This is a genomic window from Variovorax sp. dw_308 (genome assembly GCF_019207085.1).
Classification (GTDB): Bacteria; Pseudomonadota; Gammaproteobacteria; order Burkholderiales; family Burkholderiaceae_C; genus Variovorax.
The window spans coordinates 116,481-130,660 of record NZ_JAATOM010000010.1; the positions used below are offsets into that span (position 1 = coordinate 116,481).

18 protein-coding genes are annotated in these 14,180 nt (G+C 64.4%); 14 read left to right on the forward strand and 4 right to left on the reverse strand.

Annotated elements, in window-relative coordinates; all coding sequences use genetic code 11:
* Positions 1-174: 174 nt before the first annotated feature.
* Together HCU76_RS20095 and HCU76_RS20100 are read right to left on the reverse strand one after the other, a co-directional pair.
* Entirely contained in the window at positions 175-1,092 is a 918-nt protein-coding gene (locus HCU76_RS20095) for an amino acid ABC transporter substrate-binding protein (RefSeq protein ID WP_213953157.1), read from the reverse strand.
* Positions 1,093-1,109: 17 nt separating this feature from the next.
* Entirely contained in the window at positions 1,110-2,417 is a 1,308-nt protein-coding gene (locus tag HCU76_RS20100; protein ID WP_213953158.1) for a dicarboxylate/amino acid:cation symporter, read from the reverse strand.
* A 232-nt stretch (positions 2,418-2,649) separates the two neighbouring features.
* Between HCU76_RS20100 and HCU76_RS20105 the strand changes: the two genes are divergently transcribed.
* The 9 genes from HCU76_RS20105 to tatC all read left to right on the forward strand — a co-directional run bounded on the left by HCU76_RS20105 (position 2,650) and on the right by tatC (position 7,515).
* Complete coding sequence (locus HCU76_RS20105) at positions 2,650-3,480, forward strand: D-hexose-6-phosphate mutarotase (protein ID WP_213953159.1); 831 nt, start codon at positions 2,650-2,652, stop codon at positions 3,478-3,480.
* Between the two features lie 11 nt (positions 3,481-3,491).
* Positions 3,492-4,292 carry an imidazole glycerol phosphate synthase subunit HisF gene (gene hisF, locus HCU76_RS20110; RefSeq protein WP_213953160.1) on the forward strand — a complete coding sequence of 267 codons (801 nt, stop codon included), beginning with the start codon at positions 3,492-3,494 and terminating at the stop codon, positions 4,290-4,292.
* An 84-nt stretch (positions 4,293-4,376) separates the two neighbouring features.
* Positions 4,377-4,766 carry a phosphoribosyl-AMP cyclohydrolase gene (gene hisI / locus HCU76_RS20115; RefSeq protein WP_213953161.1) on the forward strand — a complete coding sequence of 130 codons (390 nt, stop codon included), beginning with the start codon at positions 4,377-4,379 and terminating at the stop codon, positions 4,764-4,766.
* 17 nt (positions 4,767-4,783) lie between these two features.
* Positions 4,784-5,158, forward strand: coding sequence for a phosphoribosyl-ATP diphosphatase (locus HCU76_RS20120; protein ID WP_371319867.1), 375 nt, complete (start codon positions 4,784-4,786; stop codon positions 5,156-5,158).
* Between the two features lie 14 nt (positions 5,159-5,172).
* A complete protein-coding gene (locus tag HCU76_RS20125) occupies positions 5,173-5,562 on the forward strand; it encodes a hypothetical protein (protein ID WP_218510450.1) in 390 nt (129 codons plus the stop codon).
* Complete coding sequence (locus HCU76_RS20130; protein WP_218510451.1) at positions 5,552-5,911, forward strand: histidine triad nucleotide-binding protein; 360 nt, start codon at positions 5,552-5,554, stop codon at positions 5,909-5,911. The genes HCU76_RS20125 and HCU76_RS20130 overlap by 11 nt, the downstream gene beginning before the upstream one ends.
* A gap of 46 nt (positions 5,912-5,957) precedes the next feature.
* The gene (tatA, locus tag HCU76_RS20135; RefSeq protein WP_218510452.1) at positions 5,958-6,200 is read left to right on the forward strand and encodes a Sec-independent protein translocase subunit TatA; all 243 of its coding nucleotides are present in this window, start codon (positions 5,958-5,960) and stop codon (positions 6,198-6,200) included.
* A gap of 6 nt (positions 6,201-6,206) precedes the next feature.
* Positions 6,207-6,665 carry a Sec-independent protein translocase protein TatB gene (tatB, locus tag HCU76_RS20140; RefSeq protein ID WP_218510453.1) on the forward strand — a complete coding sequence of 153 codons (459 nt, stop codon included), beginning with the start codon at positions 6,207-6,209 and terminating at the stop codon, positions 6,663-6,665.
* A gap of 55 nt (positions 6,666-6,720) precedes the next feature.
* Entirely contained in the window at positions 6,721-7,515 is a 795-nt protein-coding gene (gene tatC / locus HCU76_RS20145; RefSeq protein WP_218510454.1) for a twin-arginine translocase subunit TatC, read from the forward strand.
* A gap of 85 nt (positions 7,516-7,600) precedes the next feature.
* Here the strand turns inward: tatC and HCU76_RS20150 are convergent, their stop codons facing one another.
* Positions 7,601-8,764 (reverse strand): Do family serine endopeptidase, encoded by a 1,164-nt coding sequence (locus tag HCU76_RS20150; RefSeq protein WP_213953168.1) that lies wholly within the window; start codon positions 8,762-8,764, stop codon positions 7,601-7,603.
* Positions 8,765-8,906: 142 nt separating this feature from the next.
* On the opposite strand from HCU76_RS20150, the gene HCU76_RS20155 reads away from it, so the two are divergent.
* On the forward strand, positions 8,907-9,680 hold the full coding sequence (locus HCU76_RS20155; RefSeq protein ID WP_213953169.1) for a Nif3-like dinuclear metal center hexameric protein: 774 nt from the start codon (positions 8,907-8,909) through the stop codon (positions 9,678-9,680).
* A complete protein-coding gene (gene pdxA, locus HCU76_RS20160) occupies positions 9,677-10,708 on the forward strand; it encodes a 4-hydroxythreonine-4-phosphate dehydrogenase PdxA (RefSeq protein ID WP_213953170.1) in 1,032 nt (343 codons plus the stop codon). Before HCU76_RS20155 ends, pdxA begins: the two co-directional genes overlap by 4 nt.
* Here the strand turns inward: pdxA and mscL are convergent.
* Positions 10,695-11,126: a large conductance mechanosensitive channel protein MscL gene (gene mscL / locus HCU76_RS20165; protein ID WP_213953171.1), complete on the reverse strand. Its 432-nt coding sequence runs from the start codon at positions 11,124-11,126 to the stop codon at positions 10,695-10,697. The two genes, pdxA and mscL, sit on opposite strands and share 14 nt — an antisense overlap.
* A gap of 162 nt (positions 11,127-11,288) precedes the next feature.
* Here mscL and petA point away from each other — a divergent pair, with 162 nt between their 5' ends.
* From petA to HCU76_RS20180, 3 genes are read left to right on the forward strand one after another with little or no spacing between them, the layout of a single operon-like run.
* Positions 11,289-11,903 carry a ubiquinol-cytochrome c reductase iron-sulfur subunit gene (gene petA, locus HCU76_RS20170; RefSeq protein WP_213953173.1) on the forward strand — a complete coding sequence of 205 codons (615 nt, stop codon included), beginning with the start codon at positions 11,289-11,291 and terminating at the stop codon, positions 11,901-11,903.
* A gap of 14 nt (positions 11,904-11,917) precedes the next feature.
* Positions 11,918-13,354, forward strand: a complete 1,437-nt coding sequence (locus HCU76_RS20175; protein WP_213953175.1) for a cytochrome bc complex cytochrome b subunit — start codon at positions 11,918-11,920, stop codon at positions 13,352-13,354.
* A gap of 17 nt (positions 13,355-13,371) precedes the next feature.
* On the forward strand, positions 13,372-14,127 hold the full coding sequence (locus HCU76_RS20180) for a cytochrome c1 (protein WP_218510455.1): 756 nt from the start codon (positions 13,372-13,374) through the stop codon (positions 14,125-14,127).
* Positions 14,128-14,180 lie beyond the last annotated feature (53 nt).

Here is a 14,180-nt window from a genome sequence, read left to right on the forward strand (position 1 = left end):
ATGCAAATCATGCCTGTGGTTATGCAGGCGGCGGCCATATGTGGGGCTTGGCGCCAAGGGGTTCGGGTAAACGACAACGCGTGTTTCGCGCCGATTGCAACGCGGAAACAATCAGGCAAAACTGCAAACGCGCCGGCAAGGGCGGGAGGCGCGAGGCGGGAGGGCGCCGTGCAGCTATTCCGACTTCACCGCCATGGTCTGGAGGATGGTTTCGAGCTGCGGGCTCATGGCGAGGTCCAGGCTGATGCCCGAGGGCAGCTTGCGCAAGAACCAGCGCTTGTACTGGCGCTCGATCTCGCCGTCCTGCGCCAGCACCTGGAACGAGTCGTTGACCAGCCGCGCCATTTGTGGATCGTCCTTGCGATACATGACGCCATAGGGGTCGTACGAGAGGAAGTCGCCCACCACCTGGTAGTCGCCCGCACCCTTGGTGGCGGCCTTGTCCTCCGCGATGAAGCCGTAGAGCAGCACGTCGTCGGTGGCGAAGGCATCGGCCTTGCCGGCTTTCACCAGGCCGAAGGACTCGGCATGGTCGGTCGACACCACGATGTTGAGGTTGAGCTTAAAACGCTCCGACAACTCCCTCATCGTCTTCTCGTTGGTGGTGCCCGAAGTCACCGCCACGGTCTTGCCGGCCAAGTCGCGATATTCCTTCACCGGCGAACCCTTCTTCACCAGCAGCTTGGTGCCGGAGACGAAGATGGTCGGCGAGAAGGCCACGCGCTTCTGGCGTTCGAGGTTGCTCGTGGTCGAGCCGCATTCGAGGTCGACCTGCCCGTTTGCCACTGCATCGATGCGCGAGGCCGCGGTCACCGGAACCCACTTGATCGCCAGCGTCTTGTGGACGGCATCGCCGACCATGTCGACCAGTTGCTTGCACAGTTCGACCGAGTAGCCGATGGGTTCCTTGCGGGCATTGAGATAGGAAAACGGGATCGACGATTCGCGAAAGCCGATGGTCACGGCGCCCGCGTTGCGCACCTTGGCCAGCGTGCCGGTCAACTCCGCGTCGCTCTGGGCCTGGGCGCTTGCCATTCCAAGCCCCCAGGCCATCAAGGTCGCGGCGGCCAGCCGCATGCATGCGGTGTTCATGGCTTGTCTCACGTTCTTCAGGCGTGCACCGGATGCGCCAGCGTCGCGGCGCTCTCGACGTCGAGCTTGCGCGCGTTGGCCTCGGCCTCCGTCTCGGGCAGCAGTTCGCGTTCCCACTTGGCGACCACGGCGGTGGCAATCGAGTTGCCGACCGCATTGGTGGCCGAGCGACCCATGTCGAGGAAGGTGTCCACGCCCAGGATCAGCAGCAGGCCGGCCTCGGGGATGTTGAACTGGTTCAGCGTGGCCGCGATCACCACCAGCGAGGCGCGCGGCACGCCGGCCATCCCTTTCGACGTGAGCATCAGGATCAGCAGCATCGTGATCTGCGTGCCCAGCGGCAAGGTGATGTTGTAGGCCTGGGCGATGAACAACACGGCGAAGGTGCAATACATCATCGAGCCATCGAGATTGAACGAGTAGCCCATCGGCATCACGAAGCTGGAGATCTTGCGCTTGACGCCGAAGCGGTCGAGCGCGTCCAGGATCTTCGGATACGCCGCCTCGGAACTCGCGGTGGCAAAGGACAGCAGGAAGGCCTCCTTGATCAGCACCAGCAGCTTGAACACGCGCGGGCCCAGGAACAGGAAGCCGGCGCCGATCAGGACGCCCCACAGTACGAAGAGGCCGAGGTAGAAATCGCCCATGAAGACCGCGAACTTCAGCAGGATCTCCAGCCCGTTCACGGCCACCGTGGCAGCCATCGCGGCCAGCACCGCCAGCGGGGCCAGCTTCATCACGTAGCCAGTGATCTTCAGCATCGCATGGGCGAGTTCGTCGATGGCGTTCACCAGCGTCTTGGCCTTGTCGCCCAGTGACGCCAGCGCCACGCCGAAGAACATCGAGAACACGACGATCTGCAGGATCTCGTTGTTGGCCATGGCCTCGGCGAACGACTTCGGCACGAGGTGGCTCACGAAGTCCTTCACCGTGAACTTGGAAGTGGCGAGGTTGGCCGAGGCGCCGATGTCCGGCAGCGGCAGCCCCAGGTTGTGGCCCGGCTGAAGCAGGTTGGCCATGATCAGCCCGATGATCAGCGAGATCAGCGAGGCGGTCACGAACCAGCCCAGCGCCTTGCCGAACACCCGCCCGACCGAGGCCGCGTCTCCCATGTGCGCAATGCCCACGACCAGCGTCGAGAACACCAGCGGGCCGATCAGCATCTTGATGAGTCGCAGGAACACATCCGACATGATCGACACATAGCCCGCGATCTCCGCGGCGGTCTTCTTGTCCGGGAAGCTCTTGAAGATCATGTAGCCGACCAGGATGCCGACCACCATCGCGATCAGGATCGACAAGGCCGGCGGGAACTTCTTTTTCATGCTGCGAACCCCTTCGTCGAGATAGATATCCGGGAGGGGCGTCCGGCGGCGGTTCAGTCGAATCCGGGCCGGCGCCCACTGCGTGGCATTCATTTCCGCCCTGAAGCACGCAGTCTGCACTGAACGGCCGGCGAGTGCCACTGTTGGAAGCGCTGTACGTGCGCTGCGCGGTGTGCGCAAGCTCCGTGCGCCCTCGGGAGACTTTGTCCGGAGCGTCCCTAGAATCGGAAGCATGCCGATCCAATCCCTCCAGTTCCGTGGCCAGCCCGCGTTGGCGCTCGACCTGCCTGCCGGCGATCGCGCCATCGTCGCGATGCATGGCGCGCACCTGCTCTCCTGGACCACCGCCGACGGTGTCGAGCGCATCTACCTGAGTCCCGAAGCGCTGTTTGACGGCAGCAGCGCCATCCGTGGCGGCATCCCGGTCTGCTGGCCCCAGTTCAACGTGCGCGGCACGCTGCCCAAGCACGGCTTTGCACGCAACCTGCCCTGGCAGGCGATGCCGTCCGCCGACGGGCAACTGGTGATGGCGCTGCGCGACGACGAAGCCACGCGCACCCTCTGGCCGCATGCCTTCAGCCTCCGGCTCACCGTCACCCTCGCGCCGCGGCAACTGCGCGTCACGCTTGATGTAGCCAACTCCGGTGCGACGCCGTTCAGCTTCGCGCTGGCGTTGCACAGCTACCTGCAGGTCGACGACATCGCGGATGCCCGGCTCGAGGGATTGCAGGGTGCCCCGTGCTGGGACTCGTTGCGCGACCTTCGCGACGTCGAATCGGCGCAAGCCCTGCGCTTCACTGCCGAATTCGACAGCGTCTACGGCGCCCCGCCTGCACCGCTGAAACTCGTCCAGCCATCGGGCACCCTGCAGATCGCCCAGAACGCCACCTGCACCGAAACCGTGGTCTGGAACCCCGGTCCCATCCTCAGCGCCAAGCTCGCGGACATGCCCGACGACGGCTACCGCCAGATGCTGTGCGTGGAGGCGGCCCGCATCGACGAAAACATCATCCTTCCACCCGGCGCCCAATGGCAGGCGTGGCAGGAACTCACCGTCCTCTGAATCCCCGAACCATGCTTGCCAAACGCATCATTCCCTGCCTCGACGTGACCGGTGGCCGCGTCGTGAAGGGCGTCAACTTTCTTGAACTGCGCGATGCCGGCGACCCGGTCGAGATCGCGGCCCGCTACAACGCGCAGGGCGCCGACGAACTGACTTTCCTCGACATCACGGCCACCAGCGACGGCCGCGACCTGATCCTGCCGATCATCGAGGCCGTCGCGTCGCAGGTGTTCATCCCGCTGACCGTGGGCGGCGGCGTCCGCACCGTGGCCGACGTGCGCCGCCTGCTCAATGCGGGCGCCGACAAGACCAGCTTCAACTCGGCCGCCATCGCCGACCCCTCCGTCATCGACGCCGCATCGCACAAATACGGCGCCCAGTGCATCGTGGTGGCGATCGACGCCAAGCGCCGCACCGCCGGGGAAGAAGCGCGCATCGGCGCCGACGGCAAGGCGGCCGGGCCAGGCTGGGATGTCTACAGCCACGGCGGCCGCAAGAATACCGGCCTGGATGCCGTTCGATGGGCCGCCGAGATGGCGCGCCGTGGCGCCGGCGAGATCCTGCTGACCAGCATGGACCGCGACGGCACCAAGAGCGGCTTCGACCTCGCCCTGACCCGCGCGGTGAGCGACGCGGTCGGCGTGCCCGTGATCGCGTCCGGTGGCGTCGGCACCCTTGATCACTTGGCCGACGGCGTGCAACAGGGCGGCGCCGATGCGGTCCTGGCGGCCAGCATCTTCCACTATGGCGAGCACACCGTCGGCGAGGCCAAGCAGCGCATGGCCGCGCGCGGGATTCCCGTGCGGATCTGACCGCACGCCGGTCCGCCGGTCCGGCGTGGCGTATCCACATCCCGCCGGGGAAAACTGCCTTTGCCAATCACCGACAATGCGCTGATGAATTGGCTTGATCAAGTGAAATGGGATGCGAACGGACTCGTGCCGGTGATCGCGCAGGAGCAGGGCAGCAACGACGTATTGATGTTCGCCTGGATGAATCGCGAGGCGCTCGGCAAGACGGCCGAGCTCGGCCGCGCCGTGTATTTCAGCCGCTCCCGCAACAAGCTCTGGTTCAAGGGGGAAGAGTCCGGCCATGTGCAGACCGTGCACGAGATCCGCGTCGACTGCGACAACGACGTGGTGCTGCTGAAGGTCACCCAGCTCGGTCATGAACCCGGCATCGCGTGCCATACCGGCCGCCACAGCTGCTTCTTCAGCAAACTCGAAAATGGCCAATGGACGGCAGTGGAGCCTGTCTTGAAAGACCCCGAGTCGATCTACAAGTGATGAACAGCATGAACAGCATGAACAGCATGAACATCGACAGCCTGGACCGCCTCGCCGCCGTCATTGAAAGCCGCCTGCCCGCGCGCGGCGGCGATCCGGACAAGAGCTACGTGGCCCGCCTCCTGCACCGGGGTCCCGACGCCTTCCTGAAGAAGATCGGCGAGGAGGCCACCGAAGTCGTCATGGCGGCCAAGGATGCCGACCACGGCGGAGACCGCGCCAAAATAGTGAACGAAGTGGCTGATTTGTGGTTCCACAGCATGGTGGCGCTGGCGCACTACGGCTTGTCGCCCCGTGATGTCGTTGCCGAACTGATGCGCCGCGAAGGCACCAGCGGCATCGAGGAAAAGGCCCTGCGCAAGGCGCAGGATCGAGAGGCGACCAACGATTGAAGAAAGGACTCGCCATGGCCAATGAAGTCGTGCCAGTGCCCGCCAACGATTCACTCAAGACGATCGGCTGGATCAGCTATGTCATGCACCTGATCGTGGCGGTAGGTGCTGTCCTGCCAGGGGCGCAGGCATCCATCGCGCTGCTGCTGATCGCGCTGGTCATCGACCTGGTCAAGCGCGACGAAGCGGTGGGCACCTGGCAGGAATCCCACTTCTCCTGGCGCATCCGCTCGGTGCTGTGGGCCGGCCTGCTCTACGTGGTGACGTCGCCGCTCTGGCTGCTGCTGTTCCTGCCCGGCTGGATCGCGTGGGCACTGATTTCGCTATGGTTCCTGTACCGCATCATCAAGGGCATGGTGCGCATGAACGCCGGCCAACCAATGGAGACAACGAGTGTCGTCTGATCCCAATTGCATCTTCTGCAAAATCATCGAAGGCAAGATTCCGTCGCGCAAGATGTACGAAGACGACGATCTGTTCGGCTTTCATGACATCGCGCCGTGGGCGCCGATCCATTTCATGCTGGTGCCCAAGCGCCATATCCCCTCGATGGCGCAACTCACGCCGGAAGATTCTGCGCTGATGGGCAAGATCATGACGCTCGCGCCCAAGCTGGCGGCCGAGGCGGGATGCAATCCGTATCCGAAGGGCGGTTTCCGCGTGGTGGTCAACACCGGTGCGGAGGGCGGGCAGGAGGTTCATCATCTCCATGTTCACGTCATGGGCGGCCCGCGCCCGTGGCTCAGGGGCTGAACCGGCGGCCCGCATAAAATTAGTCACAATTTTTCAGGAGTCATCCATGGGTTCTTTTTCAATCTGGCACTGGCTGATCGTGCTGCTGATCGTGGTGATGGTGTTCGGCACCAAGAAGCTGCGCAACATGGGCAGCGACCTCGGGGGCGCTGTCAAGGGGTTCAAGGACGGCATGAAGGACGGCTCCGCCACTGACGCCGCCGGCAACGCGCCCGCCGCGCAAGTGACGGCCAACGCCGCCGCTGCCGACAAGCCGACGATCGACGTCGAAGCCCGTCAAAAGTCCTGATCCCGCGTGCTCGACCTCGGCATCGAAAAGATGGCGCTGATCGGCGTGGTGGCGCTGATCGTCATCGGGCCTGAAAAGCTCCCGCGCGTGGCGCGCACCGTCGGCACCTTGCTCGGCAAGGCGCAGCGGTACGTCAATGACGTCAAGCAGGAGGTCAACCGCTCGATGGAGCTGGACGAACTCCGCAAGATGAAGAGCACCGTCGAAGACGCGGCGCGCGATGTGGAGCAGAGCATCCACAGCGAGGCGAACGCAATCGAGAAGAGCTTCAAGGAAATCGACGACAGCCCGTCTTCTTCGTCCGAAGTCGCGCAGGTGTTCCCCGAATACAAGCATCCACGCAAGAACTGGCGCCTGAAGCAGGGCGCCACGCCGCAGTGGTACAAGTCGCGCAACGGCGTGCGCACCAAGGCGCTCTCCGGCGCGGCGCGCGTGGCGCGCTTCCGTCCGCACAAGATCAACTGAGTCCACCCTGCGCCCGCGCGCGCCGGACTTCGCACCGGTCAATGCACCTTCCCCAATGGCCGAACCCTCGAAAAACAAAGAAGACGAACTCGCAGGCACCGAACAGCCGTTCGTGCAGCATCTGGTCGAGCTTCGCGACCGCCTCCTCTATTGCTGCTATGGCCTGGCCGTGGCGGCTGCATTGCTCGCCGTCTGGCCCGGCCCGAGCGGGCTGATCGATTTCATCGCGATACCGATCCGGGCCCACATGCCCGAAGGGGCGAAGCTCATTGCCATCGGCGTGTTCTCCCCCTTCTTCGTGCCGCTCAAGGTGCTGGGCATGACGGCGGTGCTGCTGGCGCTGCCGTGGCTCATGTACCAGATCTGGATGTTCGTGGCGCCCGGCCTCTACAGCCATGAAAAGCGTTTTGCCCTGCCGCTGATCTTCTTCGGCAGCCTGCTGGCCTATGGCGGCATCGCGTTCGTGCAGTTCTTCGTGCTGGACAAGATGTTCACCTTCATACAGCGCTTCGCCCCGCCATCCGTGCAGGCGACGCCCGACATCGCGTCCTACGTCGAGGCCATCCTGTCGCTCTACATCGCCTTCGGCGTGGCCTTCCAGGTGCCGATCGTGGTGATGCTGCTGGTGCGCTTCGAGATGGTCACGGTCGAGAAGTTGCGCTCGTTTCGCGGCTACTTCATCGTCGTCGCGTTTGTCGTGGCGGCCGTGCTGACGCCACCTGATGTGGTGTCGCAACTGGCGCTTGCCATACCGATGTGCCTGCTCTACGAAATCGGCATCATCGGCGCCAAGCACTTCGTGCGGCACTCCAGGGCGCCCGATGAGAGCGCCGATTCACCGGCGCCCTGATCGGAACCGGATTGGGCGATCTTGATAAAGGCCGCTGTCCCGGCCGAGGATGCGCGGGCGGCGGAGGGCTTGATCCGGCGCTCTGCTACTCCTGTTCGCGCTGAGGAGCGCGGCGCGGCGAGGTCTTCGGCCGCTGGCCGGAAGTCACGTCCAGGTCCAGCTTGTCGCTGCCGCGTTGCAGCGCGAAGCGCGCGGCGGTGCCGGGCTTGAGGCCGGCCACGGCGGTCAGCAGTTCCTGCACGTTGTCGACCTTCTTCTCGCCCACGCCGGTGATCACGTCGCCGGGCCGGATACCGGCCTTGGCGGCAGGGCCGGCCTGCAGCACGCCGGTGATGATCACGCCCTTGGTGGCCTTCACGCCGAAGGTTTCCGCCAGTTCGGGCGAGAGTTCGTTCGGCTCCACGCCGATCCAGCCGCGCGTGACCTTGCCGTCGCGCACGATGTCTTCCAGCACCAGCTTGGCGGTCGAGACCGGAATGGCAAAGCCGATGCCCATGCTGCCGCCGGAGCGCGAATAGATCGCCGTGTTGATGCCTTCCAGGTTGCCCACCACATCCACCAGCGCGCCGCCCGAATTGCCGGGATTGATGGCCGCATCGGTCTGGATGAAGTTCTCGAAGGTGTTGATGCCCAGCTGATTGCGACCCAGCGCCGACACGATGCCGCTGGTCACGGTCTGGCCGACGCCGAAGGGGTTGCCGATCGCCAGCACCTGGTCGCCGACCTGGAGCGAGTCGGAGTTGCCGAGGACGATCACGGGCAGCTTGTCGAGATCGATCTTCAGCACGGCCAGGTCGGTATCGGGATCGGTGCCGACCACCTTGGCGGCAACATGGCGGCTGTCATTGAGGGTGACTTCGATTTCGTCGGCGCCCTCGACGACGTGGTTGTTGGTGAGGATGTAGCCGTCGCCGCTGACGATCACCCCGCTGCCGAGTCCGACCTGCGGTTGCTCGTCGCCCTGGTCGCCAAAGAAGAAGCGAAACCACGGATCGCTGTTGCGCGGATTGCGCTGCGCCGCCTTGCTGGTGTTGATGCTCACCACCGCCGGCGATGCCTTCTTCGCGGCGGCGCTCAGGCTGCCGGGCGCCACCGCTTGTGCGAGCCCGGCCGGCGCCTCGATCACGGAGACCTGCCCGCCCAGCGAGCCGCGGCGGTTCAGCCAATCAGGCTTGAGCGTGGCGACGACGAAATAGGCCGCCAGCAGGACGGTCACGGTTTGGGCAAAGAGCAGCCAGGTGCGTTTCATTGAAAGGCGACGACGATGAGGATTGCACGGAGATGGCCGGCAGCGGCGCCGGTACACGGATTCGGCATTGTCCCCCAACGGCCTCCCTGTGATGACCGGCGGCATGTGGCACTTGGGGGCAAGACGGAGCCACAATCGCGGCATGAGCACCACTCGCCACGAACTGCTGCACGCGCTGGATGTCCTGCTGGCGCCTGGCCGATTCAAGGACTACGCGCCGAACGGCCTGCAGGTGGAAGGACGCACCACGGTACGCAAGATCGTCTCCGGCGTTACCGCGAGCCGCGCGCTGATCGAGGCGGCCATCCATGCGGACGCCGACGCCATCTTCGTGCACCACGGCCTGTTCTGGCGCGGCCAGGACGGCCGCGTGACCGGCTGGATGCGGCAGCGGCTCGGTCTGCTGCTGGGCGACGACGTCAACCTGTTCGCCTACCACCTGCCGCTCGACGCGCATCCGGAGTTGGGCAACAACGCGCAACTCGGCCTGCAGCTTGGATTGATCGCGCAGCCGGGGTCGGCGGGGCGCTTCGGCGAGCAGGATCTCGGATTCTTTGGCGGGCGCATCGACGGCGAGGGCTTCTCAAGCGCGACGGCCTTGTCGCTGCATATCGAGAAAGTGCTCAAGCGACCGGTGGCGCTGGTCGACCCGACGCACCGCCCGATCAAGAAGATCGCCTGGTGCACCGGTGGCGCGCAGAGCTACTTCGAAGCTGCCATCGCCGCTGGCGCCGATGCCTTCATCACCGGCGAAATCTCGGAGCCGCAGGCGCACTACGCGCGCGAGATGGGCGTCGCCTTCCTGGCCTGTGGACACCACGCGACCGAGCGCTTCGGCGCGCCAGCGGTCGCCGCGCACGTGGCCGCCACGCTTGGCCTGAAACACGAGTTCATCGACATCGACAACCCCGCGTGAAGCCCATCGCCATCACCCAGGGCGACCCGGCAGGCATCGGGCCGGAGATCATTGCCAAGGCATTTCGCGACGAGAGCGAACTGACACGCGCCTGCTTCGTGGTGGGCGACCTCGCCACGATGCGGCAGGCCAGCCAGTCACTCGCGGCATTCGGTCGCCCCTCCGCTCCGGTGGCCCTCATCGAATCCGTCGAACAGGCGGGCAGCGTCCCCCCGCATTGCATCCCGGTGCTGCAGGCCATTGCACCGCCCTTGGGCGTGGTAGTGGGTCAGGTTGGCGCCGCTGCGGGTCGTGCGGCCGGGGATGCGGTCGTGTGGGCCGCGCGTGCGGCACTGCGCGGCGACATTGCCGCAATCGTCACGGCGCCGCTCCACAAGGAATCGCTTCACGCGGCCGGCTTCGCCTTTCCCGGCCACACCGAATTGCTTCAGGCCGAGGCCGCCGCGTGGCTGAACCGCCCGGTGGCAGATGTGCCCGTGCGCATGATGCTGGCCAATGACGAATTGCGCACCGTGCTGGTCAGCATCCACATGTCGCTGCGCCATGCGATCGAGGCAGTGCACTTCGACGGCGTGCTCCAGACCCTGCGCATCACGCACGCGGCGCTCGGCGCTGCGTTGGGAAAGGCTCCCAGGATCGCGGTGGCCGGCCTCAATCCGCATGCGGGGGAAGGTGGACTGTTCGGGTCCGAGGAGCGGGAGATCATCGGGCCCGCCATCGCGGCGGCTTGCGCGGAGGGCATCGATGCCCATGGACCCTACGCGCCCGACACCGTGTTCATGCGTGCGCGCACCGGCGAGTTCGACGTCGTGGTCGCGATGTACCACGACCAAGGTCTGATCCCGGTCAAGTACCTGGGCGTGGAACAGGGAGTGAATGTGACGCTGGGACTGCCGCTGGTGCGCACCAGCCCCGATCACGGTACCGCCTTCGATATTGCCGGCACCGGCATTGCCGACCCCGCCAGCCTGCTCGCGGCCATTCACATGGCGCGAGCGCTGGCATGCACCCCGGTCAGCGGCGGTTGAGGCTGTCGCGGATTTCGCGCAGCAACACGACGTCCTCGGGTGTCGCCGGCGGGGCTGCGGGCGCGGGTGGTTCGATGTTGCGCAGCCGGTTGATCTGCTTGACCATCATGAAGATGATGAAGGCCAGGATGACGAAGTTCACCGCGATGGTGATGAAGTTGCCATAGGCCAGCACCGGCACGCCGGCTTTTTTCAGGTCGGCCAGCGTGTTGGCCACGCCCGCGGGCGGCGTGCCGAGAACCACATAGAGATTCGAGAAGTCCAGCTTGCCGAAGACCATGCCCACCAACGGCATGATGATGTCTGCCACAAGCGAGTCGACGATCTTTCCGAAGGCCCCGCCAATGATCACGCCGACGGCAAGATCAATGACATTTCCCTTCACCGCGAACTCGCGGAATTCCTTCAAAACGCTCATGTGGACTGTCCTCTCTACTGGTTATTGAAACTCGCCGAATACTAGGCGTTATGCGGGGCGCGCACCACCCATTCAACGCATTTGCATCGTTGAATCGGCGTCTAACGCTCCGCTACAATCTCGGGTTGACCGAAGCATCCCGCGAAGATTTTGAGGACCCCCATGAGTGACATCCCCGTCGGCAGCCCCAGGGTCGACACCAGCAAGCGGACATGGTTGATCGCATCCGGCTGCGCAGGCGCCGTGGGCGGCGTGGCCACTGCAATTCCGTTCGTCAGCACCTTTGAACCCTCGGAAAAGGCCAAGGCCGCTGGTGCTCCGGTCGAAGTCGATATTGGTGCCCTGAAGGTCGGCGAGAAGATGACCGTCGAATGGCGGGGCAAGCCCGTCTGGATCCTCAAGCGCACGCCCGCCCAGGTCTCCGAGCTGGCCAAGCTCGATGGGCAACTGGCGGATCCGCAGTCCAAGCGTCATCCCGATGAATTCACGCCCAAGTACGCGCAGAACGAGCATCGCTCGATCAAGCCTGAAGTGCTGGTCGTGGTCGGTATCTGCACCCATCTCGGCTGCTCCCCGACCGACCGCTTCCAGGCCGGCCCGCAGCCCTCGCTGCCCAATGACTGGGAAGGCGGCTTCCTGTGCCCCTGCCATGGCTCGACCTTCGACCTTGCAGGCCGTGTGTTCAAGAACAAGCCCGCGCCCGACAACCTGCCGGTGCCGCCGCACATGTATCTCTCGGACACGCGCCTGCTGATCGGCGAAGACAAGAAAGCCTGAGGCACAGGAAGAACATGGCTGAATTCAAGGAAATCTCTCCCAATGCACCCGCCGGTGCCAAGTTGCTGAACTGGGTCGACAACCGGTTCCCGCTGTCGAAGCTCTACAACGAGCACATGGGCGAGTACTTCGCGCCCAAGAACTTCAACTTCTGGTACATCTTCGGCTCGCTCGCGATGCTGGTCCTCGTGATCCAGATCGTGACCGGCATCTTCCTTGTGATGCACTACAAGCCGGACGCCACGCAGGCCTTCGCTTCGGTCGAGTACATCATGCGCGACGTGCCATGGGGCTGGCTGATCCGCTACATCCATTCGACGGGTGCATCGGCCTTCTTCATCGTCGTGTACCTGCACATGTTCCGCGGGCTCATCTACGGCAGCTATCGCAAGCCGCGCGAGTTGATCTGGGTGTTCGGCTGCGCGATCTTCCTGTGCCTGATGGCCGAGGCCTTCATGGGCTACCTGCTCCCCTGGGGCCAGATGAGCTACTGGGGTGCGCAGGTGATCGTGAACCTGTTCGCCGCGGTCCCCTTCGTCGGTCCTGACCTGGCCCTGCTGATCCGCGGCGACTACGTGGTGAGCGACGCCACGCTGAACCGCTTTTTCAGCTTCCACGTCATCGCCGTGCCGCTGGTGCTGCTGGGCCTGGTGGTCGCGCACTTGATCGCCCTGCACGAAGTGGGCTCGAACAATCCCGACGGCGTCGAGATCAAGGCCAAGCGCGGCGCCGATGGCCATCCGCTCGACGGCATTCCATTCCATCCGTACTACACGGTGCACGACATCTTCGGCGTGGTGGTGTTCCTGACGGTGTTCTCGGCAGTGATCTTCTTCGCGCCCGAGGCCGGCGGCTACTTCCTGGAGTACAACAACTTCATCCCAGCCGACTCGTTGAAGACGCCCAACCACATCGCGCCGGTCTGGTACTTCACGCCCTTCTATTCGATGCTGCGCGCCACCACCGACGACATGATCAAGGTGTTCTCGCTGATCGTGGCGCTCGGCGCGGTCTATGCGTTCGTCAAGGGCAAGATGGGCATGGGCCTCAAGATCGCGATTGCCGTGGTCGCGGTCATCGCCATCTACCTGCTCAATGTCTTCGATGCCAAGTTCTGGGGCGTGGTGGTGATGGGCGGCTCCGTCATCATCCTGTTCTTCCTGCCGTGGCTGGACAAGAGCGCGGTCAAGTCGATCCGCTACCGTCCGAGCTGGCACAAGTATGTCTACGGCGTGTTCGTCTTCTTCTTCCTGATCCTTGGCTACCTGGGCATCCAGCCCCCGGGCGTGTGGGGCAACCTGGTGATCGGTTCGTTCGCGCTCGACATCGCGCAGACCATTTCGCAGATTGGCACGCTCCTGTACTTTGGCTTCTTCCTGCTGATGCCGGTGTGGAGCCGCCTGGGTGAATTCAAGCCTGTCCCCGACCGCGTGGTCTTTGCCGCGCACTGAGGCAGGAGCTCAAGACAATGAAGAAACTGATCCTCACGCTTGTGGCCGCGTTTGCCCTGATGGGTGGCGCACATGCCAACGAAGAAGGCCTTGCCTGGGACAAGGCGCCCAACAAGACCAACGACGTCGCATCGCTGCAGAACGGCGCCAAGCTGTTCGTCAACTACTGCCTCAGCTGCCATTCCGCGGCCTTCATGCGCTACAACCGCTTGCAGGACATCGGCATCACCGAGCAACAGATCAAGGACAACCTGCTGTTCACGACCGAGAAGGTCGGTGAGACGATGAAGGCGAACATCGATCCGCGCCAGGCCAAGGAATGGTTCGGTGTGAATCCGCCCGACCTGACCCTGGTGGCCCGTTCGCGCGCGGGCCATGGCGGCACCGGCGCCGACTACCTCTACACCTATCTGCGCACGTTCTATCGCGACGACACCAAGGCCACCGGCTGGAACAACCTCGCATTTCCGAGCGTCGCAATGCCGCACGTGATGTGGGAGCTGCAAGGCGACCGCCGCCCTGTCTACGGCAAGATCGAGGCGCACGGCCACGAGACGGAAGTGTTCAAGGGCTGGGAGCAACTGACGCCCGGCAAGATGACGCCGTTGCAATACGACCAGGCCGTGGGTGACCTCGTGAACTACCTGCAATGGATGGCTGAACCCGCGCAGAACACGCGCGTGCGCGTCGGCGTCTGGGTGCTGCTGTTCCTGTTGATGGCCGTGGTCTTTACCTGGCGCCTCAATGCGTCGTACTGGAAAGACGTCAAGTAGTCCAACGCCGATCGGGCGCGCTGCGCGCCCGGTCCCGCAGAGTGGGTTGCCAA

What these genes read in the sequence shown, in the direction of transcription:
- mscL (WP_213953171.1), bottom strand. Translation starts at nt 11,126, where the DNA reads ATGAGCGTTTTGAAGGAATTCCGCGAGTTCGCGGTGAAGGGAAATGTC.
- HCU76_RS20150 (WP_213953168.1), bottom strand. Translation starts at nt 8,764, where the DNA reads ATGAAACGCACCTGGCTGCTCTTTGCCCAAACCGTGACCGTCCTGCTG.
- HCU76_RS20155 (WP_213953169.1), top strand. Translation starts at nt 8,907, where the DNA reads ATGAGCACCACTCGCCACGAACTGCTGCACGCGCTGGATGTCCTGCTG.
- HCU76_RS20175 (WP_213953175.1), top strand. Translation starts at nt 11,918, where the DNA reads ATGGCTGAATTCAAGGAAATCTCTCCCAATGCACCCGCCGGTGCCAAG.
- HCU76_RS20100 (WP_213953158.1), bottom strand. Translation starts at nt 2,417, where the DNA reads ATGAAAAAGAAGTTCCCGCCGGCCTTGTCGATCCTGATCGCGATGGTG.
- HCU76_RS20105 (WP_213953159.1), top strand. Translation starts at nt 2,650, where the DNA reads ATGCCGATCCAATCCCTCCAGTTCCGTGGCCAGCCCGCGTTGGCGCTC.
- petA (WP_213953173.1), top strand. Translation starts at nt 11,289, where the DNA reads ATGAGTGACATCCCCGTCGGCAGCCCCAGGGTCGACACCAGCAAGCGG.
- hisF (WP_213953160.1), top strand. Translation starts at nt 3,492, where the DNA reads ATGCTTGCCAAACGCATCATTCCCTGCCTCGACGTGACCGGTGGCCGC.
- HCU76_RS20095 (WP_213953157.1), bottom strand. Translation starts at nt 1,092, where the DNA reads ATGAACACCGCATGCATGCGGCTGGCCGCCGCGACCTTGATGGCCTGG.
- HCU76_RS20125 (WP_218510450.1), top strand. Translation starts at nt 5,173, where the DNA reads ATGGCCAATGAAGTCGTGCCAGTGCCCGCCAACGATTCACTCAAGACG.
- HCU76_RS20180 (WP_218510455.1), top strand. Translation starts at nt 13,372, where the DNA reads ATGAAGAAACTGATCCTCACGCTTGTGGCCGCGTTTGCCCTGATGGGT.
- tatC (WP_218510454.1), top strand. Translation starts at nt 6,721, where the DNA reads ATGGCCGAACCCTCGAAAAACAAAGAAGACGAACTCGCAGGCACCGAA.
- tatA (WP_218510452.1), top strand. Translation starts at nt 5,958, where the DNA reads ATGGGTTCTTTTTCAATCTGGCACTGGCTGATCGTGCTGCTGATCGTG.
- hisI (WP_213953161.1), top strand. Translation starts at nt 4,377, where the DNA reads ATGAATTGGCTTGATCAAGTGAAATGGGATGCGAACGGACTCGTGCCG.
- HCU76_RS20120 (WP_371319867.1), top strand. Translation starts at nt 4,784, where the DNA reads ATGAACAGCATGAACATCGACAGCCTGGACCGCCTCGCCGCCGTCATT.